This is a genomic window from Bacillus sp. KNSH39, from assembly GCF_052656585.1.
The window spans coordinates 4806649-4829421 of sequence record NZ_JBQXYO010000001.1 but is presented as its reverse complement, the minus strand read 5'-3'; the positions used below and the strand labels follow the sequence as shown (position 1 = coordinate 4829421).

At 33.1% G+C, this 22773-nt stretch carries 19 protein-coding genes and 4 pseudogenes; 4 read left to right on the top strand and 19 right to left on the bottom strand.

Annotation, left to right across the window (positions count from 1 at the left end; all coding sequences use genetic code 11):
- Positions 1-21 precede the first annotated feature (21 nt).
- The 12 genes from ACUL40_RS24745 to ACUL40_RS24690 all read right to left on the bottom strand — a co-directional run bounded on the left by ACUL40_RS24745 (position 22) and on the right by ACUL40_RS24690 (position 16756).
- On the bottom strand, positions 22-513 hold the full coding sequence (locus tag ACUL40_RS24745; RefSeq protein ID WP_000818544.1) for a hypothetical protein: 492 nt from the start codon (positions 511-513) through the stop codon (positions 22-24).
- A gap of 5 nt (positions 514-518) precedes the next feature.
- Complete coding sequence (locus ACUL40_RS24740; RefSeq protein WP_001137575.1) at positions 519-1526, bottom strand: DUF6731 family protein; 1008 nt, start codon at positions 1524-1526, stop codon at positions 519-521.
- 1082 nt (positions 1527-2608) lie between these two features.
- Positions 2609-2893 (bottom strand): hypothetical protein, encoded by a 285-nt coding sequence (locus ACUL40_RS24735; RefSeq protein ID WP_000747922.1) that lies wholly within the window; start codon positions 2891-2893, stop codon positions 2609-2611.
- A 418-nt stretch (positions 2894-3311) separates the two neighbouring features.
- Complete coding sequence (locus ACUL40_RS24730; protein WP_000381208.1) at positions 3312-4142, bottom strand: HNH endonuclease; 831 nt, start codon at positions 4140-4142, stop codon at positions 3312-3314.
- A 169-nt stretch (positions 4143-4311) separates the two neighbouring features.
- Entirely contained in the window at positions 4312-6159 is a 1848-nt protein-coding gene (locus ACUL40_RS24725) for an AIPR family protein (protein WP_001006071.1), read from the bottom strand.
- A gap of 12 nt (positions 6160-6171) precedes the next feature.
- Positions 6172-7182, bottom strand: coding sequence for a PD-(D/E)XK motif protein (locus ACUL40_RS24720; protein ID WP_000608322.1), 1011 nt, complete (start codon positions 7180-7182; stop codon positions 6172-6174).
- Positions 7175-9868, bottom strand: a complete 2694-nt coding sequence (locus ACUL40_RS24715; RefSeq protein WP_000285202.1) for a Z1 domain-containing protein — start codon at positions 9866-9868, stop codon at positions 7175-7177. Before ACUL40_RS24715 ends, ACUL40_RS24720 begins: the two co-directional genes overlap by 8 nt.
- Positions 9849-11333: an ATP-binding protein gene (locus ACUL40_RS24710; protein WP_000379807.1), complete on the bottom strand. Its 1485-nt coding sequence runs from the start codon at positions 11331-11333 to the stop codon at positions 9849-9851. Before ACUL40_RS24710 ends, ACUL40_RS24715 begins: the two co-directional genes overlap by 20 nt.
- A 92-nt stretch (positions 11334-11425) precedes the next feature.
- On the bottom strand, positions 11426-13234 hold the full coding sequence (locus tag ACUL40_RS24705) for a DNA cytosine methyltransferase (RefSeq protein WP_445422725.1): 1809 nt from the start codon (positions 13232-13234) through the stop codon (positions 11426-11428).
- A gap of 258 nt (positions 13235-13492) precedes the next feature.
- Positions 13493-14473, bottom strand: a complete 981-nt coding sequence (locus ACUL40_RS24700; protein ID WP_445422726.1) for a tripartite tricarboxylate transporter substrate binding protein — start codon at positions 14471-14473, stop codon at positions 13493-13495.
- On the bottom strand, positions 14470-15147 hold the full coding sequence (locus ACUL40_RS24695) for a response regulator (RefSeq protein ID WP_134266343.1): 678 nt from the start codon (positions 15145-15147) through the stop codon (positions 14470-14472). Before ACUL40_RS24695 ends, ACUL40_RS24700 begins: the two co-directional genes overlap by 4 nt.
- A 19-nt stretch (positions 15148-15166) precedes the next feature.
- Positions 15167-16756, bottom strand: a complete 1590-nt coding sequence (locus tag ACUL40_RS24690) for an ATP-binding protein (RefSeq protein WP_134266344.1) — start codon at positions 16754-16756, stop codon at positions 15167-15169.
- Between the two features lie 225 nt (positions 16757-16981).
- Here ACUL40_RS24690 and ACUL40_RS24685 point away from each other — a divergent pair, with 225 nt between their 5' ends.
- The 3 genes from ACUL40_RS24685 (at position 16982) to ACUL40_RS24675 (ending at position 19670) form a co-directional block, all read left to right on the top strand.
- The gene (locus ACUL40_RS24685) at positions 16982-18304 is read left to right on the top strand and encodes an MFS transporter (protein ID WP_044783267.1); all 1323 of its coding nucleotides are present in this window, start codon (positions 16982-16984) and stop codon (positions 18302-18304) included.
- Positions 18305-18883: 579 nt separating this feature from the next.
- Positions 18884-19339 carry a hypothetical protein gene (locus ACUL40_RS24680; protein WP_445422727.1) on the top strand — a complete coding sequence of 152 codons (456 nt, stop codon included), beginning with the start codon at positions 18884-18886 and terminating at the stop codon, positions 19337-19339.
- 88 nt (positions 19340-19427) lie between these two features.
- Positions 19428-19670 carry a hypothetical protein gene (locus tag ACUL40_RS24675; protein WP_001045663.1) on the top strand — a complete coding sequence of 81 codons (243 nt, stop codon included), beginning with the start codon at positions 19428-19430 and terminating at the stop codon, positions 19668-19670.
- Between the two features lie 95 nt (positions 19671-19765).
- On the opposite strand, the pseudogene ACUL40_RS24670 reads toward ACUL40_RS24675, so the two are convergent.
- The 5 genes and pseudogenes from ACUL40_RS24670 to ACUL40_RS24650 all read right to left on the bottom strand — a co-directional run.
- A pseudogene (locus tag ACUL40_RS24670) lies at positions 19766-19915 on the bottom strand (imm11 family protein); the annotation flags it as partial.
- A 34-nt stretch (positions 19916-19949) separates the two neighbouring features.
- A complete protein-coding gene (locus ACUL40_RS24665; RefSeq protein ID WP_445423160.1) occupies positions 19950-20384 on the bottom strand; it encodes an AHH domain-containing protein in 435 nt (144 codons plus the stop codon).
- A 110-nt stretch (positions 20385-20494) separates the two neighbouring features.
- Positions 20495-20686, bottom strand: coding sequence for a hypothetical protein (locus tag ACUL40_RS24660; protein WP_001147552.1), 192 nt, complete (start codon positions 20684-20686; stop codon positions 20495-20497).
- Positions 20687-20697: 11 nt separating this feature from the next.
- A pseudogene (locus ACUL40_RS24655) lies at positions 20698-20781 on the bottom strand (DUF4176 domain-containing protein); the annotation flags it as partial.
- A 21-nt stretch (positions 20782-20802) separates the two neighbouring features.
- Positions 20803-21471, bottom strand: coding sequence for a hypothetical protein (locus ACUL40_RS24650; RefSeq protein WP_445422728.1), 669 nt, complete (start codon positions 21469-21471; stop codon positions 20803-20805).
- Between the two features lie 127 nt (positions 21472-21598).
- Here ACUL40_RS24650 and ACUL40_RS24645 point away from each other — a divergent pair.
- Positions 21599-21845 (top strand): annotated as a pseudogene (locus ACUL40_RS24645) (tyrosine-type recombinase/integrase); the annotation flags it as partial.
- Between the two features lie 80 nt (positions 21846-21925).
- On the opposite strand, the pseudogene ACUL40_RS24640 reads toward ACUL40_RS24645, so the two are convergent.
- Positions 21926-22134: pseudogene (locus ACUL40_RS24640) on the bottom strand (hypothetical protein).
- A 3-nt stretch (positions 22135-22137) separates the two neighbouring features.
- Positions 22138-22608: a hypothetical protein gene (locus ACUL40_RS24635; protein WP_065211932.1), complete on the bottom strand. Its 471-nt coding sequence runs from the start codon at positions 22606-22608 to the stop codon at positions 22138-22140.
- Positions 22609-22773: the final 165 nt, after the last annotated feature.

The window sequence follows — 22773 nt, the reverse complement described above, 5'->3', positions numbered from 1 at the left end:
TTTAATGGATGCTTTACTAATTTATTGCCTTCTTGAGCGGGTTGGAGTTTTGAAGTTTTTCACAATAATATCAGTTACAAGCTTAACAGAGAAAAAAGAACCTAACCCCATTAAAATAAAGAAAAAGAACCAAACTCCTACACCTATAGAAGACAAATACTTATTGGGTGAAGGAGGCAAAATGTTAATTAGTATTGACATAGCTACTACTAAAATTCCAAAGTGTATTTGATCTCTTAAACTTAGGTATAATTTCTTTTGAAAATCCGGAAAAATCCCCTTAAGTCTTATAAAGGCTGGGCTTTCTTGTAGGGTTATAATTAGGGTGAGAAATACTCCGTTAACGGCTACTACCATCGATGCAAACATAACCACGTTTCCAGTGACCATTCGGATATTGGTAACTAATCCATTGAAATAAAGTATTCCTACAAAAACACATATAATAAAAGAAATTGCAAATGAATGCTTTTCCCAAATTATTTCTAACCTATCATAAAGTTTTTCAGCCACACTTATCACTCCAAATCGAGAGGTACTAATACCCTTCTAATGTCCGGTCTTCTCGTGTCATATGTTTCCAAAAATGTATTGAATAGAAATTCATGACCTACAGTTGTTCTTGCTTCGACCACTATGCTTATTCTATCAGTCATTCTTGGTTCTAGAAGGTTAATTGTTTCTATCTCAGCCTCTTCATTTTCTAAAGCAGTTATTTCAATTTGAGGTCGTTGATCTTCTGGTAATTCATTATACGCATCAATCAGTTGCCGTATGCTATCATCATCAAGAGAGGCGGTTCTTTCAGCTCTTCCTAATGAGATTGTTATATCTATATTAATACCCGCTACCTCGTTTAATAATCTTCTCGCATCACTCAATAAACTATCTTCTCCAAGGTTAGCATCAAGCATCACATTAGATCCTTTAACTCGAATTTTCTTAAAGTAATCTGCTCTTATAACTCTTTCAATTTTTGATCGATCAATAATGGGGGCTAGCCTAACCACCAAAGGTACTTCTTCTGTTTGACCTATCTGATCTAGATATCTAAATCTTAATTGTGTTAAAACATTTTCAGTTTGTTTTGCTGACAATCCATACAGATTTGATTGTAGGGCTATAGATCCATATGATTGATCAAATAAAACCGAAACAAACTCACCTATGAACTGATCTTGGTCAAGTAGGATCTCTTCTTTTATTTCTCCAAACCTTTTTTTAGACGGGATGTTCTTGTCCCTCAATTTTGATAACTGGAAACCATAAATATTCCTTACTTCATCAAAAGTATAAGAATCAATTTCAATTTCAGCATATTCATCACCAACAGCTACATTAGTGTTAAAATCTAAATGCGTCATCAGATAGTCTAAAAATCCTGACATATCCCAAGAAGCAGCATGCTCCTCTTCACCTAACAATTCAATTTCTTGATATCCCTCATTTAACTCGTCTCTTAGTACCACTGGCGCAGGAACTAATTGTACTTCAAAGTAGTTAAATCTTACATATTTTCTTGGCATAATTCTCTCCCCTTTTATACAATAATTCGACAAAAAGGAGGAAGTTTCCTGCTAGTTTACCATGTTTTATCTTTATAATCAGTTTTAGTGGTATTTAGTACAAAAAAAGAAAAGGAGAGGAGAGGTAGCGAACCTCCGTAATAAATCGAAATTCTTCTTTAGGCAAGGGAGTTTGTTTATCCCCGCCTCTGCTCAGAGGGCTACTTGAAATTATTAAAATCAAAATTTTATTAATATCACTTGTTAGTAAAATAATTCCTTGGTAATTAACAATCTTATTTTTTATAAAATGAAAAATACTCAATTTATTTGAGTTACAATAACATACTCTGGAAGAACATTAAAATCTTTATCATCATCTTCTATTATAATGTTTGGTGACATTATATATATTTAGGTACCTTCTCTTCTATATAACCTTTTTCAATTTCCAATTCTGTAAATTTCTTATACGTTTCAACAATTGTATTTATTAATTTTCTTTTATCATGACAACAGAATAAACACACTAAAAAGTCAGATAAAGGACAGACTTTGTGGTAATCATAACTTTTTCGAGCCTTGCCTTTTTTGACTAAACCATGTATCGTTGGACCAAAACTATAAGTTCCCCCTTCATACTCATCATGGATGGTCTTACCACATTTACAAGTTATCATTGAGAATACGTTAACATAATTATAAAATATATACAGGAATATACTTTTCTGCTGCAGCTTTATTAATAAGAGTATCGATTTGAACTTTTTTTACTCTTTCCTACATAATTTAAGCTTTTGTATTTCATATCTTGGATTAATATCTTCGCTTGTACTCTAAGAGAAATTGCTTTTCCATGTTCTATTATCCATTCCCATCTCTTTTTTCTCTATATACAATTATAGGTAATAAAAAGAGCCCTGTTAAGGACTCATAAGCGTCTGATTTGAACCAGTTTGCATTCTGGATGCTTTTCTATTGCAAAAATAAAAGGCATCTCCAATGTATTCGACAGGTAAGAAAGATATCCCCATCTTTACAAGCAATAAAAAAAGCCCTGTGGAAGGTTTCTTAATTTACTGAAAGAGCACGCCCCAAAAGACTTATAAGTTTAGCGCTTCGATTAACTCATATGCTTTAAGTGCTCCTAAGCTGTTAATCGTGTCGTATTCCAGTGCTGTTCTCACCTGTACCGAAAGAAGCTCCTTCAGTCCTTTCGGTGAATATAAGTTCAGAAAACCATCCAGATAGTCATCCTGATTGTTGTTCAAAACACGTGATAATTCCTTTAGTATAACAAGCTGCTCTGAGCTCAGTACGGTTTTCCCACCCTCAAATTGTGATTCATCCACAAAATACCCTTTTTGTACTATTTCTGATTTCTTCATCATGTTTACTACCTAGCTTTCTCTATAATGTAAGATAGCAATTACTACCTCCATGTATATAAAAACCACTACTTTTAAACCTGTCAACAATTACTTTAGGAATCCTCAAAAGTACATAGAAGAAATATTAATGAATGCAAGGTGAATACTTTTCTAAAATAGTACTCAACTTGCATTTTTACGTGCCAGTGTGCTATATAAAAGGTGGTAAAAAACCCTATTGAAACTAAGAGTAGTAGCATGATGATCCGGTTTCTTTTTCCCTTATACGTTTTTCATTGTTGGTTTTGTCCCCCCTTTGGGATTTGTCTTCTTTATTATTAGGGGGTAGCGTTTGTGGAGGTTTAAGGGGAATTACAATACATAGAAGCTATTGTTCACATATCCCCTTTGTATTAAATAATAACAAGTTCATTAACTACCAGTCCAAATGGTTATCCTGAATAGTTATAACCTTACCTTTTTCTCTCACTATTTTTTCTATAGGATCAATAATAATAACCCCCCTTGTCTTCTTAGCATGACAATTAGGACATAATACCCAAAGGTTATCAAATGATTCTCCTCCACCTTTTGATTTCTCAATAATATGATCCACTTCTATTATCCAACCTTTTTTATTATTAGCCTTTATGTATTCTTCTTTAAACCCACAGACTTGACAGGTATGATCTTCTAATATCGCAATTCTCTTTTTTTGAGCACTACTTTCTTTTCTCCGTTTTGCTTTATCACCAATTTTTACATACTGTTCCTTATAATCAATAAAATTTTTGGCTTCCTCTAATATAATATCTCTTTTCTTCTCATCAAGCTCACTTTCTACAATTTCTTCATTATAAAAATAGTAATCATCCAATATAAAGCTATCAACTGAATTATATAAACATAAATCATTACTAAAATTAATATTAATATGATGCCTTTTTATCTCTCCACTTTCTTTCCTTGTAACATTCGCTTCCTTAATATACTTATATAAAATTTCAATTGGTAATTTAACTATTCCTTCATAGCCTAAAATAAAGATTATATGTGATATTTTCTCTGATTTATATAATTTGATTGCATTTGGTGTTATTCCAAACCAGTATTTCTTTCCATCGTTAGATATTTTTGAATATTTAACTACTACCTTCTCATTATTCACTAGGTAAAAAAATTGTATTCTGTTAATTATTTCACTTTTTTCATATCCACCTAATATTTCTAATGCATTGATATCACTGAGACCTCTTCTTGTATCCATATATTCCCCTCTATTGAACCAATTAGTATTCAAAAACACGTATGTTTAACCTAACTGGACTTCTTATTTTATTAAAAAAATTAGGAGAACTGAAATTTCTTAAACCTTTCAGTTTCATTCAAGAAATTCCTTTCTCCTATAATGAGCAACTTTTATTCTGTCCTTTTTGTTATATAAGCGAACTTAATACAACTGCCGACTCTTTAATAAACCCTTTCCAACAATCTTCTTTCTTCGCCCATTGTGTTACGTTTTGATCCCCTGCAGATTCTCTTAAGTAATTTAAAGCATTATTTGCTATTGTTCTTACAACATCTTCCCACTTATTCGAAAGGGCCTGGTGCTGCCACACTTCTATTAAATCAATTTCCTTACCATATAAATAATTTAACATCGCTACTGTATAATAGATTACATTTGCTCTATAGCCTTTTAGTTTCATACTTTCCACAATTTCAGTTACAAATGCATTAATAACCTTTCTAGCAATTAACTTTTTATAGTATTCATTATCAATACTTAAGATACTTTTGATTACTTCACCTTCGTCATTTGTAATAGAACTTTGTTTCCAATATAGGCTATTGAGGTCCATAAAACGTTTAAATGCTTCTTCTCCACCTTTACTAGATACATATGGGAACCCTTCCCAAGACATAAAATATTTAGCCATCTCTACTTTTGTTATGACGTTTTCTTTTGGATACATTTTCTTGAAAGCAGTTTGTTCTTTCCCTTTTGAACGTCTACCAATATCCACCATATACTGCCCGCGCGCACGTTCGAAATACCACTTAGATTCTTCTTTACGATTATCCTGTGTTGGGATCCATATATTCCGGGAAAACTTTTCAATATCAGACATAAAACGAGTATTCGCAAGTAAATCTGACTTATTAATTTTATTTTGGGTATTCGCATATTCGGATATTTTCGATATCATTTCATCTTCAAACACATGTCGATCCATTTGAACATCATTATTTTCTATCTCTTGCGGAACATTTATGATAGTAAGTTTTGTTTGTACATAAACTCCCTCTAAATCAATATCATTTTTATATGCCTGATGTATAGAAGCGGTTGTTTGGCCACCATTAACGATCTGCCAACTTGTTAGTGTCTTGATACTAAATAAATTAGAGTCTCCAATTCTTTCAATATCTCCGGCCTTTGCAACACTTGAAATACCATTATTATAAGCAATAAATAATTCACGTTGCCTTGCATCTTTTAATGTATCTCTTATTCCTTTGTTCGTTCCACCACGCGCTTGTAAAAAAGAACGGACATTTCGTTCAACTAGTTTCGGTCCCCATTCATCATACAATTCAGCTAGGAGCTTCGCTGGGATAACACCAATATAACAATCTATTAATCCATTCTCATTTTCGTTTGGAATATGCATCATTTGTAACGCTGAACCGTATTCTGATTCAAAATGTATATCGAATTCTCGTATACCTTGTTCAGCTTCCGATAATTTAAATACACGATCCATATCCCAAACATGTACATTTACGGTTTCTATGTTAGGAATAGTTAAGTCAATAGGTTTATTTGAAAGATAAAATTTACTTGTAATTACATAAATATTAATCTCCTCAATCTCGCCCTTTTTATCCACAATCATTTTTGTCACATCATAATATTCCATGGAACGATCCGCTAATTGTAAAATTTGTTCGGCACTTGTATAAAAACGCTTTGCTTTATTGGCATATTCCTTCAAGAATGTCATGTTTGCAATAGGCAATTCACTTTCTTCAAAAAAAGGTTCATATTCTACTACATATAAATTCAAAGTATTTATATCTTCTTGATATAAATAGCCATTTAGTTGAATCTTGGATTCTTTCTTGCTGAAATACATAATCGCTGGCTCATCTTCAATATTTATAAACGGTAACATCTCCTGTAAAAAAGGATTATGCCTACTGCCTAAAACTCTTCCCTTTTGTTCAATTGTGTCAATAAATTCATAAAAAAAATCTAATTTCCTTTTAGTTTCATTCACTCCGGATCACCCTTATTTCAAATTAAATACATCTTCTAACGAAACCTTAAAATTATTACAATGTGATAAATCTATTGAATATGAAACATTAGTAATACCTATTGGTAAATTTTCCGAAGTCAACTTTGGAAAACTCGCATTCGCATTATATGCTAACTCTTCATGTACAAAAAAATAATTTTCATCATAATCTTCGCTCATTACTCCAACCTCTAATAGTAGATCGTTAAATTTTACCGCTAATGAAGGTGCTCGCTCAATAAGTTGTTTTTCTATTGCTTCAATTATGTTTTGAAGAGACTTACCTACTGATTCATTTACTTCAACCTTTAATACATATAAAAACAATCTATCAGTAACTGGATTAAGCTCTAATTGTTTTTCATTCGAAATTTTAATTTCATCTCTTATTCTAGGTGCCACGGTTTTAATTTCTACACCACTATTTTTACTCACAAAATCTATTCGATTTTTTAATGGACCTTTCCAATCTTTAATAATCAATGGAGGCTCTTGCGGGAAATTCTCAAGCCATTTATTAATATAATAAAGCTCTCCAAATAAACCCATTTCTTCTTCAAGAGTTAATTTAGAATCCCATTTCCGCTTGAAAAAGTTATGCCAACGATCTAAAACCTCATATACTACTGTATATAATGGTAACTCTTCTTCTATTAAAATATGATCTACTAAATTTTGTAGCACTCGCTCAAAAATTTCTTCACCTTCCTCTACAATTTGAGAAATGACTAAGAAATTTTTTTCTTTTAATGGGCCAATTTGAGAAAAATACTCTTGTCCTATATCAATACCCCGCCATTTCGGGAAAGATTGTAATTGCTCTTCATCCCAATTTTCATTCGTAATATCAACATAAATTCTTCGTTGTAGATTTAATAGATCTATCCCAATTAATATAAATGGTTTTTGAAAGTAAATAGGCTCTAAACGGTAAACATCATCTGATTCCTCATTTTTTAATTGTTCGATTAATAACTTGAATCTTTCTGAGATATTAATCATTAGAAGCACCCTTTCCAATTGTATTATTGTAAATATAGTCGCCCTTTTCTCCAACTCGTTCTCCTGATTTAATACCTGTAACTGATACTACATCTGGGAATGAAAATGCTAAACCAATTGGAACAAGATTTTCATTAAAATCAATATTTAATGTTTTAAATGATTTAACTTGAGGATGCAATGGATAAATTAAAATAAGTGGATTTTCATTTTCTCTTAACTTTCTATTCTTTTTTTTATCTATAGTCTTATGTTCAATATCAATAAACTCTTGATTTGCTGCAACAATGGCTCCTAAGTCTACAGTACCAATCCCTTTACTCTTTGCATAATTAACACTACGAATAACTGCACTTTCTATTGATATCTTTCCTAAATTGACCTTCCATGGGGTAATACCATAATCGATTGTCTTCTGACTTCTTAATGTAGCCTCTGTTACATCTACAACAGCTACATTGAATTTCTCTAACAATTTTTCCTTATTCATTTTGCCAATATAATCAGCAATTTTTTTGCTATTAACAATTCTTGCTGAAGAAATCGTTTTGTAATTCTTCAAAAAGCTTATAATAAATTGACTAGGAACATCTTTCGCAATATGGTACTTAGTATCTTTTCTATATATTTTAAAATCTTGTTCTATATTATTAATAAACTGAAATGTAGCTTCCATATTATTCATATAGAACTCTTTATTTTTTTCAAAACTACGTGTTTGCTGCATTGTTCCTGTATAATCAATAAGCGATTCAGCTGTTCCCATTTTTGCTGGGCTTGTAACCTTCATTGTCTTATGTTTTAACATCTTTATCGCATACTCTTCAGGCGTCGCACCATCTTTTGCTAACTTTTCGAATTCTTCCCTTAATTCCCTCATGACTCTAGCAAGATATTCAAAGTTTTTAGCAATTTCATTACTCGTATAAATACGACATAAATCCATATACCCATTACGAAAACCAAACCAACGCCCCATTTGCATTAATGTATCATACATAGAACTACCACGATAATAGTAAGAAATAGTTAAACCTTCCAATGTCAAACCGCGTGATAATTTATTGCCTCCGATTGCAATTACATATAATCCATTTTCTTTATATTTATCATACTCAAGGACTTCTTCACTTTCTCCGTTAATCTCCATTACTTCAATTTTTCTTGCTACATCTTTAATTTCTTTATAAATCTCACCCCAAGTAAACACTTGGAATTCGTTATAACACTCGAAATTATTTTGAATTTCCAAAAAATCATTTTCATAAAGGTATTTTATTTTATTTATATATTCGCTTTTCGAATTATATATTAGGTCATTTGATAATTTTTTATAGAAGTCTTTAATAACACCACACATAGAATTTTGAACATCTGTAAGTCTTGATGTGTGGATTAACATTGAATTATGATTACCACGCTGACCTCTTAGGTTTCTAATTGCTGTAGAAAGTAAAAAGGCTAACATGGATTCCTGCATAGATTTAGGAACCTCAGTAAAGAATCCTGCATCCTCTTTTGTTCTAAGTTTGTCTAATATAGAAATATCATCTAAACTTAAATGTCTAATAAACATTGGCTTATTGTCATCCGTATAACCTGTTGTATTGAAATATTCTGCTGGGCCACAATACGCCTCTGGTTTAGGTAATCCAATTGCAAAATCCTTAGGATATAGATCTTTACCAACTTCAGCGTGATCGGCATCCGCTTTAATTAGTAAATTAGCGAATGGTGTGGCTGTATACCCAACATAAGATTTTTTATTAAACAAACTTAATAGTTGTCTAATCAACTGATTAATCTTACTAGGATCATCCACCTTATTCCCCGAAGCATCAACACTAGCCTGATCTGCTTCATCATCTACTATTAGCACTGGTGGTTTCATACCTGAATGATTAATACTACGTTGTAATAGTTCAATTAATTTAGGGAGTACATCTTTTTGTTTCTTTACCACAAGTAATATTGGTTTATCTAAATTTTTAATACCAATTGCATTATTAGTAGAGATATCATCTTGCACTGTAGTCCAAGTCTCAATTTGTGTACCATCATTTCTAATAACTGCTACCCCTTTTTTCTCTCCAGTAATTGTATCTACTGTTCCAACCACTTCACGTTCTAAGCGCAATTGTGTTTGAGAACGCAAGTCATTATGCATACCAGCTAAAACAATGACTAGTTTATATCCAACATCAAAAGCCTTATTAATTAGGCCTGTAAAATTTGCTGTTTTTCCAGATTGTACATACCCTAAAACTAAACCTCTTTTATCGAAGTCTTCTTTACCTTTCGGATTACCAAGGCTTTTCAAAATATCATTCGTTGTTGAATCAATAGTTTCAACTGTATCTTGGGACCATTCTTTAATTTCTTTTAAATATCTTTCATAACGCGGCCAAAAATAAGAATAGTTAGGATGTGCTTCTTTAAACCACGGATGATTATCTTTACTTCTCATCACGCTTGCTTTCTGAACATTTATTGAAGCATATTTTGAATAGACTTCTAAAGATATACTTTCTAACATATCCGCATCCAAACCCATATATGATTTGATAATCTTCTTTCTAGCCGTTTCCATAGCTAGTTCTAATGGTCTATCTATACCAGTATTCTTAAAAGCTATGTATAAATTTTCTACAATGCCTAGATATTCATCACGTATTACTTGATACATCTATATCCACTTCTTTCTCAATAATTGTTCTAATTGTATAAATCTCTATACCTTCAAATCCCGCCATCATAGAAATTGTTTCCGCAACCTTTTCAGCATCTAATTGGATACCTGTACTAAATAAGATTTCAGCATAATCAATGATTAATTTTTTTGATTTTTCATCAATCTGCTGCACTTCTTTTTTTACCATATTAGCGGTTTTCAAGAGATTATTAGGCGAACCCAGTTCAATCAATTTAAGATATACGTTTAACTTTCTTCTCACATCATCATTAACTGTTTTTAAAATATCGGTTAATACCGGATGTGTTCGATTTAAAATATAAACACTGTTCACATCATCACTAGCTAGTTCCCATGTATTTAAAGTACCTTTTATTTTCTCACCTGTTCGAGTAGCCTTTGTACGATATAACATTATTTCCTTTGATAGCTGTCGATAATATTTTGCTATTGCCATTAAATCTTCTTTAGCTTCATCCGGAATAGAAACAACAGACTTTTTCACATCGATCTTCCAATCATCGTCAGCTTCATTTGAAAATTCTACTTTTATCCTAACTAGTTCTGACGGCACCTCCTTCGAAAACATACCAAACCAGTCTCCAAAACTAACCAATCGATTTTCTCGATATATATAAAATCCTTGTTGATCACGCCAACCTTTTACACCACCAGCATACTTATAATCTACTTGATTAAATGTAGATGGATGTGGCAAAACATATGGGGTAATTTTGACTAACTTTTTATTTACCCTTATTACTTGCTCTTCTCCTTCAATTCTTCTCTGGTTTCCTTCTAAAAATGGATTCCAAGGATATAAGCTATTTCCATTTATAGTGATTAACAATCCCTGCTCTAGCTTTATATGAAAAACCATTTCTAAATATTTATGTATACGCTTTATTTTTGAATAATAGCTCTCTTTCTTCAATATTTTATGTGTCCCAAATCCACAAAATCTATCTAATCTATCTATAAAAATAACAGTACCATTCTCTTCCTTTATATGGCCCACCTTATCCTTAACTTCAGCGGGAATTGATTTGAATAAGAGCCATTCATTTTCGTCACTAACATAGTCTAAATCCCAACAACGCTCTGAAACTATTCCATCTTTTTTGGTAATAATACATAATCTTTTCCCTAAGGAAAAAGATGCTGTTTTTAATCCCATCCCAAATCTCCCTAGTTCCTCTTTCCCCCTCTTATCCCTAGGATCCTTTGAACCAATCGTCATCGCTTTTTGTAATTCTTCATCTGTCATACCAATTCCATTATCTTCTATTCTGATATACCCATTTCCCATATCATATTCAAATTCAAGATGAACATATGTAGCTTTTGCATCAATGCTGTTATCAACAATATCAGCAATTGCTGTTCTTGCATTATAACCAATACTTCTCAAAGCCTGAATTACAGGAGTTGCAGAAGGTTCTGTATAAATTGTATCCATAATAACCACCCATTTTTTTACTCTTACATTATTCTAGCAAATTCATATAAAAAAAACAGCAATTCATTAACAAATGAATTGCTGTTTTTATCCTATTCGAAATCATCCTTTAAATATTGATTAGGCTCTTCTCCTAAGTAATGCAACATTTTCTCAGCTATCGCTCTAGCCATCAAAGGCGGTACCGCATTACCAATCTGTTGATATTGTCTATCTTTAGATCCCTTAAAGATATAATTATCCTTAAAAGATTGCAATCTAGCTGCTTCCCTTATACTTAATGCCATAGCTTTCGTCGGATGTTGCCACATTGACTTTCGAACATTAATAACTGTTGGTGACGGGGTATCATAATTTAATCTCAAATATACCGTATTTTGTGTTCTAGATGCATCCGCATATGACACGTCCTTAAGCTCAGATGAGAGGCTGTGGAAATTTTTTCCGTCAGTTCTCTTTATCTCTTCAAAACGTTGCTGACTTAATGGCTCACTGTCTGTATTTATATGATTATAAATCACATTATCGTTCATACCTGAACGATAATAATGCTGCATTACAGTTTTATTCAGCTCAATATTATAGTCAATCTTGTGGGATTCAGTGCTTTTAGCAGGAGTAATACCTTCTAGATCAGCAATTGCATCTCTCACAGTAAAATCTATTTCGGTATATCTCTCAGGAAATTTAATTTCCTTATACTGTGTAGCACTTGATTTTATTCCTAAAATCATAAATCTTTGACGCTTTTGCGGAACAAAATAATCATTTGAATGAACTGTCCCTTTCTCTACTTTATACCCTAAATGCTTAAAAAACTTTTCTAAATAAACAACGATATTATATGACTTTACTTTAACAATAACCTTTAATGTTTGATCAACCAATACAAGTGGATCTCCTAATTTTACAATACGCTCTTCTTCTAGTTCTCTCAAATATCTTAATAGTTGATTAATCTCAACAAATCCCTGTAAACTCGCTAATGTTTCTTCATTACTCTTATTATTACCTTGAGTCAGTTTCTTAAATGACTCGACAGTTTCATTAACTATATTCACCAGATGTTCTTCATCTTCTAATTCACCGAACTTATATTCAGAAAGGGATTTTATAATTTTTTGAATCTCTTTTAGTTCTTTCTTCTCTTTAGGGCCAATTGGATTATAAAGCTTTTTCTTCTTCAATTTGCGGACTACACTTCTAATTCTTGAAAGTTCCATTTCACTTGTAATAAATGGTTGCACACATGTAACATTTAAAATTTGGTTAAGTAAATTTTCATATTCTACTTTATCAGTTTCAAGTAGAATTAATTCATCTTCTTGCCAAAAAGGTTCTTCATCACCGCTTATATCACTTAAATGTTGTTCAGAACTATACATACAAATTGAATCTTCTACATATTCTGTGACAAAAAACTTATGTGTAGGGGAACTCATCGTTTTAACGTTCTCCATTAAAAAAGCCACCGGTCTAACCGTATCTATAGCACGTGCATATTCTTTTACAAGCTGATTATTACCTGAAATCAAATAATTTTTTTGTCTATTAGCATTCGAAAAACCTTGGCAGGGTGGTCCACCAATTACTACGGTTTCTGATGGATCAATTCCTTTTTGCATTATAAACTCATTAAAATCAATGCTACTTATATCACTTATTTCACTATTTTTTGGCTTTATTATTATCTCTTTATTATTTTGGTGATTACATATATAAGTCTCAACAGCTTCCTTATTAATTTCTACAGCTCCAACTATTTCAAATCTCCCTGTTTGCTCAAAACCATTACTTAACCCGCCAGCGCCTGCAAATAAATCGATTATTTTATACTTTTTTTCTAAATTTTCATCTATATTATTTTTCACTTTACATTCATACCTCTCAAGAACATACATTCTACTTTTCCTTCTATACAGCAGCATACCATCCAATGGGTGTAAAAATCAATAACTGGAAGGAATTATTTTTAAATATCAGCTCAAAAAACTCCTTTTATTATGTACGAAATACATTTCAGTTATTATGTTTACAATAAGTAAATATCATAACATGACAAGACTCCTTTTAAAAATACTTGAAGGCTAAATAAACATAATCAAATTTACATATATAACATTAATTACCAAACGCAATTCCCCATATCTAAAAACATATTAAGTATCCCCCACATTTTTCAACCCTCCCTCCCCTCTCATATCCCTTACTTTCTCCTCCAAAAACCCCCTCGTCTCCCCACTCCCCTTATAAAAACTCTCCCAACCCCGCTCCCTCAAAATCCCCTTCCAACTATCACTCTCCACCATCCTCTTAATCACATCATCCCAATAAGCAACCTCTTCCTCCTTCATATCTTTTGGGCCCATAATTCCTTTCCAGTGCTGGAAGATGACGTTGATTCCTTGTTCTTTCCATGTTGGGATTTCTGGTAGTCGGTCTAGTCGTTTTGGTGCGGATACGGCTAGTATTTTTATTTTGCCGGCTTTGTATTGTTTTTCGGCTTCGGATAGGGTCATGGTTGCGGCGCCTATTTGTTTGTTCGTTAGGGCGTTTATGATTTTTTCTTTGTTTTCGTAGACGAAGAATTGTAGTTCGGCAGGGTTTATGCCGAATGCTTTGCTTACTTGTACGAAGGATAGGTGATCGTCGTTTCCTAGGCCTGGGGCAACGCCGATTTTGAAGTTTTCCTTGTTTTGTTTTAGTTGTTCCATTAGTTGTTTTGCGTTTTCTATGTTTGATTCTTTTGATACGACAACGACTTCCCAGTCCGATGCTAATGTTGCGAGCGGGGTGAAGTCTTTATATGTTAGTTTACTGTGGCCTAGTAGATTGTTCGTTATGAGTAAGCTTGAGTTAATCGCCAGTACGTGACCACCTTTTTGTTTCGTATATTTCCATCCGACATCACCGCTGCCACCTACTTTGTTTGTGACAGTGATTGGTTTTGTGAAGATTTTTTCTTCCGTTAGTGTTTTTTGCATCGCCCGTGCTGTTAAGTCCCATCCGGCTCCTTGAACGTTCGGCGCAACGATTTCTACTTTGTCGATGTTCACTTTATTCATATGGGATTTTTCCGAGGAACAACCTGCTATTACTCCTGTCATGATCCATATACATAGTAATAATCGTTTTTTCATATTCCTCGTCCTATTCGGTACTTTCGTTCTGGTCGTCCGATAATGCCGTATGTGTACTCTACTGTGCATTCGTTTGTCGCTACTAAGTATTCTAAATATCTTCTTGCGGTTGTTCTGGAGGCCCCCATTTGTTCTCCCATTTCTTCTATTGTAATGCCCTCTTCGAATCCTTTTATAATGCCTTTCACTTTTTGCAGTGTTAACGGATCAACACCTGTCGGTAAGTTTTTTATGTCTTGTGTTTGCGAAGTCCCGAAGAAATTATCGATGAGTGCTTGATTTACTTCATTGTTACTATGTAATAGTTGCTTCTTTCTTTTATAGTCTTCAATTGTGCGAACAAATTTTTCTAACGTGACCGGTTTTATAAGGTAGTTACTTACGCCGTTTCGAATTGCTTTTTCTAACATATGGTTTTCATTCGCTGCTGTTACCATAATGACGTCAACGTTTGGAAAGTCAGCATGGATTTTCGGCAATAAGTCTGTACCAATTCCATCTGGTAAATAGTTATCTAATAGAAGTAAATCGATTTCTTCCTTTTGTAGTAGTTCTATCGTTTCTTTGGCGTTCAATGCTTTTCCAATCACTTTTACGTCCTTTATTTTTGATAAAAACTCTTCCTGAATTTGCGCGACGCGGAAATCATCTTCTGCAATTGCAACCTTCAACATATGCCCATCCCCCTGTTTGTCATGTACTTTCTTTCAATGTTTTCGGAAGGTAAATTGTAAAAATAGCTCCTCCATTTTTCTCGTTTTGAATTTCAATGGTTCCTTCTAGTACATCTACCATTTCTTTCACGTTTGCTAGTCCGTAACCACGATTATTCCCTTTCGTCGAAAATCCTTTTTGAAAAATGGTCGTTATTTTTTCTGTCGGTATCCCTATCCCGCTATCTATTACTTCAAATACAATATCGTGCCCAATATCCGTAACGAAGAAGGAAACACTCTTTTCCTCTCGTTCACTCACCGCATCAAATGCATTGTCGATTATGTTTCCAAGAATCGTAATAAGGTGCGAAACTTTTATATGGCCTGGTAACGGATGAAGTGCACTATCTCCTTCAATATGAAAATAAATTTTCTTCTCAGACGCTGTTCCGAGTTTTCCTAATAAAATAGCTTGTACTTTTGCATCATGAATTTGATGGAATAAGATATGGTTTTGGCTTTGATGAATGTTAGATTCTTGCTGAATGAATTCAATTGCTTCTCTGTAGTGCCCTAACTGAAGTAATCCCGATAAGACGAAAAGCTTATTTGTAAATTCATGTGTTTGAGCACGTAAGTCCTCAGAATACTTTCTTACCTCAGATATCGTATTCACTAAGTTTTGCAGTTCTGTTTTATCTCTAAAACTACATACAACGCCTACTGTACTATTATTTTCGAGTATCGGTGTCATGTTTAAAATAAACACTTTATCTTGAAACGCGATTTCTTGATCGTTTTCTAGCACTCTTTCCATATTAAATTCCGGTAAAACCTTTGAAATGTGCTGCTGCATATAATCATCATGTACATGCAGCATCTCTTCTGCCGACGTGTTCATCATCGTAATAAAACCATTTTGATCAATGGCGATGATCCCTTCTTTTATAGATAGTAGTATCGCGCTTCGTTCCCGGTATAGCGCTGCGATTTCATTCGGCTCTAAACCGAGTGTATCTTTACGAATGCTACGTGCTAAAAGAATGCCACCCACAATGCCAGCTAGTAATACAGCTAAGGAAAAGAGTATAATTTCTTTCGTTCTGCTTAATATGTTAGATTCGATACCTTTTATTAGAAACTCTACTGTCACAACGCCTACTACTTGATCATAGTCTCCGTTATGAACAATAATGGGAGCTTTCGCCATTAAAGCCGGACCACTTACACCATTTCCTTCGAGCGTATAGTATCCGCCAAAAGTGAGCGCTTCATAGTTATATGGATTGTTACTCTTTGTGCCAATTAAATCCGAATTAGAATGGGAATACATAACCCCAAAGCGATCTTCTACAATGACGTAATCTGCACCAGCTTGCTCACGAACTTGTTCCGCAATGGATTGAATGGTACTTTTATGCTCGTTATATTGAAAAGCCTCTTTTATCGCTGGCATAAAAGAAAGAGATTTAGCCGTTTGCAGTGCTAACTGTTCTACTTGGCGCTTCGTATCAACGGACTGAATGTAAACAAATATTCCCGCTAATAGGAGAACGACAAATAAAATTAACGTAATAATTAAGCTTACTATTTTCGTTTGCAATGACACTTTGCGTGATTTCTTCATATTTCATATCCTTTGATAAAATATTCAAAACTATCAATCTCCTTTTTCTATTATTATGACAAAACTGAAAATGAAGCAACTATTAAAAATATCCATGTACATAAAGTACAAAAAGAATAAAATTGTCATAATATTGAGATTTCATTTAAAGAACAGTACAATTCAACTACAATGAACACGCTTTCATAATTATCTTTTTATTTATAAGCAAGAGGAGGAATTAGTATGGCTCAAGCAAAATCTAATCGAGTCGCCGGCAATATTTTCAAAGGTTCTGTCGGCAATTTAATTGAATGGTACGACTGGTACGTTTACTCTGCTTTCGCTGTTTATTTTTCAGCAGAGTTCTTTCCTAAAGGAGATCCAACGAGTCAATTACTGAACACAGCAGCTATTTTCGCAGTTGGGTTTTTAATGCGCCCTATTGGGAGTTTATTAATGGGACGTTATGCGGATCGGCATGGACGCCGGGCGGCATTAACGCTTTCCATTACGGTTATGGCCGGTGGTTCTTTAATTATTGCCTGTACACCTAGTTACGAAAGCATCGGTATTATGGCACCAATTATTTTAGTTCTTGCTCGTTTACTTCAAGGATTATCACTTGGCGGAGAGTACGGAACTTCCGCAACGTATTTATCTGAAATGGCTAGTAGTGGACGCCGCGGTTTTTATTCAAGCTTCCAATATGTAACGCTCGTTGCTGGACAGATGGTTGCGTTAGGCGTTCAAATTGTTCTTCAGCAATTACTAAGCGAACCAGATATGAAAGCTTGGGGATGGCGTATTCCATTCATTATTGGAGCGATGGGTGCAGTAGCTGTATTATGGCTTCGCCGCACGATGGATGAATCGGAGCAGTTCTCAAACATAAAATCACAAAAACGCGAAAGTGCAGGAACCATTCGCGCTCTTATGAAACACCCGAAAGCAGTATTAACGGTAGTCGGTCTAACATTAGGAGGCACTGTTGCATTTTATACGTACACAACATATTTACAAAAGTTCATGGTAAACACAGTCGGCCTTCCGAAAGAAGTTGTAAGCTGGATTAACTTTGTCGCACTACTTATATTCGTCGTACTTCAGCCAATTGCAGGGCTATTATCCGATAAAATTGGACGCCGCCCACTATTAATGGCATTCGGTATTCTCGGAACATTACTAACAGCACCGATCTTCTTCTTCATGGAAAAAACGACAGAACCAATCGTAGCATTTTTACTCATGATGGTCGGTCTCATTATCGTTACTGGTTACACATCAATTAACGCAATTGTAAAAGCAGAACTCTTCCCAACTGAAATTCGCGCACTCGGCGTAGGTTTACCATATGCTCTGACAGTTGCGATATTCGGCGGAACAGCTGAGTTCATCGCATTATGGCTAAAGAGTATCGGAATGGAATCACTCTTCTACTTCTATGTAGCTGGATGTATCGCGATCAGCTTTATTACGTATTGGCGTATGGATGAGTCATCGAAAACTTCGCAGATTGAGGCAGAGCTTGGTGGTGGGGATAAATTAGTTAATAATAAGTCTAGTTAAAATTATGTATTCTAGTATCTTCGTTTATTTGAAAAAGCATAATTCACTAATATGCAATTTAAAAACCTCTACTTATATGTAGAGGTTTTTAAACTTTATAACAAAAAAGATATCCAAATCTACTTCTCTTCTTTTTTGATTATGACATGTATTATTTGTAATAAATCATTATGAAACGAAAAAAGAAGATTATAGGGGTAACATCTCATGTCTATCAACTTAAGAAAAATATATACCTACTTTATAAGATACACCAAGTTCAAGTATTCTCTCATTTCAAGCCTTGAAATGCGGTATAATACTTGAGCCATTTTTTTACACTAAAACTTGAAGCCTGTCTACCATTTACACATATTTCTACATATAGTAAGTAAAGCTATCATTCGAAAATACTAGCGGTTCGTTTCACTTCGTGGTAAATTAAACCAATTGAAATATAAAAATCAGTTCCAAAATGAAGATAATAATTTATAAATGTAGTTAACATTCTATTCTTAGTAAAAAGTTAAACAAGGTGATAATTTAAATCATTTAGAAGTTTTCTATCTAATTATACTAAAGTTGAGTGGTGAAACTAATATGAGCCAATGGCTAAGTAATGATAAAATAGCAGACCATGATTTTGGTGGTTGCATATTAAAATTTTTACTAGGTATGAGTATCATTTTTATACTTATTCTATACCCTATTTATTGGCTGTTTTTTCAAGAAAACGAAAAACCTCTTGTAAAAAATACGTCATCCAACCAAGCAAATCAAATAGAAATTACGGGAATTTCTTATGGACATCTCTCCGATGATAAATACATAAAAATGTACTTTAAAGAAAAAAACAAACTTGTAGAGAAAACAAAAGTAAGGGTAGCTAATTTTAATATAATTAATAGTTCAGACCTCTATGAAATTTCATGGAAAGATAATACTAAAGTTGTAATAGTAATGAAATTTGAATATGAAACGACAACATTGGAATATGATTTCGAAACTGGAACAATAGGTGGATATATTAATAGTACAAATAATAACTTACTATAGCCTAATTCCAAATATGTAGGATACACCTCCAAAATCATAAAAATCTTTTCATATTATTTCTATTAAAACATCGAAAAGAGGTGGCACTTTGAACAAATGGGCTATATTATCTTTAATATGTGTACCTTATGCTCTTTTAACTATAGTAAATGAACATACATTAGAAATAGGTGGATCAGCGAATATCTTTTGGAAAATTGGTTTATTTGCACCACTTATAAGCGTTTTATTTTCAGCTGGAGCCAGTAAAACTTACCAACGCGTTATGCTTGCCGTATTTAATTTAAGTTACTATTTTGCACTTTACATCTATATGATATACACTTTTTAAAATACTCTTATACTTGTTTTATGAACATATATTTTTGGGAGAAAATCATAAAAATAAAACATACTATTTCTCTTGGTCAAAGACTTTTAACTAACTATACATTTTATAAATATTTCTCCCCATGAATCTAGTAAAATTGTAGTGGAGTTGAATTTTCCTTCAAAATATTTCTTATCCTTTTTATAATTTAATAGTTGGAAAGACTCATAGTTATTAGATGAGCTCTTCAATTCCCAAATTTTCATTTTCCTTCTCCCTTATATTTAATCTATTCATAAATTATTTCGGGCTATTTAATTTTAAGCTGCCATCTAATAAACGTATTCTTATGTCATGTAAAGCTGCAACAGCGTCTGCTTGAGTACCACCATATTCTTTAACTTCTTTTAGTACCTTAGTTACCTCTTTCATATAATCCGTACCATGGTTACCTATATGTAACACTTCAGTAGTCACATATTCATTTACTTTATACGGTAAAAATACTCCATTAGCAGCAGAATCATGGTGTATTCCAAATTCTTTTAATAATTCTTGTGCTTCAATAGCTCTTTTATCATTCCAAGGTGTTAGGTGATGTGCTGCATTAGAATATGGGGGTGGTTCAATCCCTGCATCTTTTCCCCATGCTTCAATCGCTTTTTCTGCGTTATGAATCCCTCCAAAACCAGGATGTAGTGGCAGCGGAACACCAACAGCTTGACCACCACCAATATGGTGATGGACTAATTTAGTTCCACGTAATCCAGTAAAATCATATTGTAGAAATTCCCATCTAAATCATTAAGGATTTAGATGGGAATTTCCCTATCACATAAGTAATATCATTTCTTATTAAATTTACTGTGTATCAGTTCAAAGAATTTATTTGCACCAAGTGAAATTGCGCCAATAATAAGAACACCAATAATAAAATAAATCTTTTTAAATAAGTTGTAAGGAGATAAAATAGCAACTACAAGAAGTATTATAATTGCAACGAATGTGACTAATTTTCCAACTTTAAATGCTTGCATATCAGCATTCCTCCTTCTGGATAAAAACAGCCAATATATTCATACATCACAGGTTCTTTAACCATAGGTTTTTGTTTCCTTCCATAAATCACAATACTTAAATTCAATAAACCTCTTTAAAAGGTTTCATGTGTTCTACCCCCATCTTCTATATGCTTCCTTAAATAATAGTACCTATGGAATTCCATAATGAAATGAAACAAAATAAACGAAAGCATGGAGTATACACACATTAATACAATTGCTACCATCTTTTGTGTTGCAAAACCAAGACTGATATTAGCAATGAGTTGACCCAATCCTACAAAAGCCACTACTCCGAAACTAGAGTTTTTTTTCGATGATTTTGATTTTTTGATTGATTCCCGAAGTTTTTTAATATGATTTTTATAATAATAATACAAAGCAAAAATATACAAACCAACCGAAAAAATAAAATAGATAGGAGTTTGTAATCCTAACATTCCATATGCAAACTTTTGAGTTATAACCAATAATCCGACTGAACATATGGCGCCATATACTCCTCGAAATAGAGTGTATTGTAACTGTCGTTTCCGAGGATTGATAGCAATCAATATCGCCCACAAATTTAAAAAAATAACTGGAGGAGTTACTATATATACATAGAGTAATCGAAAAGGATTCGCAAAAGCAGGCAAAAGAACAAACACATCCGCCCCCAAAAGGACAAGACCAATTACGTGGACTCTTATTTCATTTACAGGATAAAGAGCCATATAATGTGCAAAAGCTTTCTTATTAAAATCTAGACTTTTTTTCATGTTAATTAAACCACCCTGCTATTGTTGACCAAGCTTTTTTCGAACCTGTTTTCACCATATCCTTAATACTTTCATCTTCACCATCATCATCTAAATCAACATCCCATTTCACACCTTCTGTGAAATATTATTCCCTTCTCGAAAAGAAGATCAACCCATTAATAAGATCTAGGCTTATCAAAAATTTCAAAAAGCCAAAGATTTTGCTGGGATCGAATCTATTGGGACTCACACCATGTGCAAAACCTTCGGCTATTGGTTCTATAAACAAACAAAAGATTTCGCTATGTTGTAAGAAATACTCAATCATAGCACCTCATAAATTACACTTAAAATATATTGGTATCAATAAGGAAGAAAAAGATAATATCTGAGCTACATTTCAAATTTAAAAAATAAAAAGGGCATATCCCTTTCAGAATTGCCCTTTACCTTAAGAGTATATGTCAGCTTATTATTTATTTCTTTTCACAAAATGATGAATCCCTTCAAAGATTACTTCTTTTAGAGCTTCTGCATAATCCGAATAACCTTGTTTCTCTGAAATTATTTCCAATAATCCCTTACATTCCCACCAAGTATTATAGTAACTCCTGGCGTTAGTTCACCAGTTTCTTCATTCTCAAATGTTTCTTTTATCATAATTAATTTATTTTCTTCCATGACCTAATTCTCTCTAACTAAATAGCTTTTATTCTTATCTTCCCAGTATCTATATTCATAGGGTACTTGTTCATCAAATCGCTGTAAATAACCTCTCCAGTTATTCGGAATATATTCTTCAAAAGATATTGATTCCGGATAATTAGAATAAAAAATTAAACGCTCAAAGTCTATTAGGAAACATGGATTATAATCATAATAGGCTTCTTCTCTATTAGTTCTTAGTTCCCTTAAAAATTCTAACCTAATATCTTCTGTAAATCTTTTATATTTTTCTATTCTTTCTAAAAAGTTAGCTATTGTAGTCTCATTTAAAATACTAATGCCTTTTCTTTCCTCTGGATATTCACTAGGAGAATATCCAGCTTGATTATAATCTAAATACCATAAATCCGATTCAGTTATATACCAATTGAGCTTATTTTTATATTTTACACCCACTATAATATTTTCGGCGTATAAAGGCTTAATCATTTAACTCGTTCTCCTCTCTTACTTAATAAGTTTAGCGTTTCATCCATATTCTACCAACCACCAACTAGTGGGGTCAGGTAATTCGTATGCAATACCTTCAAATCCATATTTATCAAAAGTACCCTTGTCAACAATCTTAGGAGCTGTTCTACCTTCGTTAAGTGG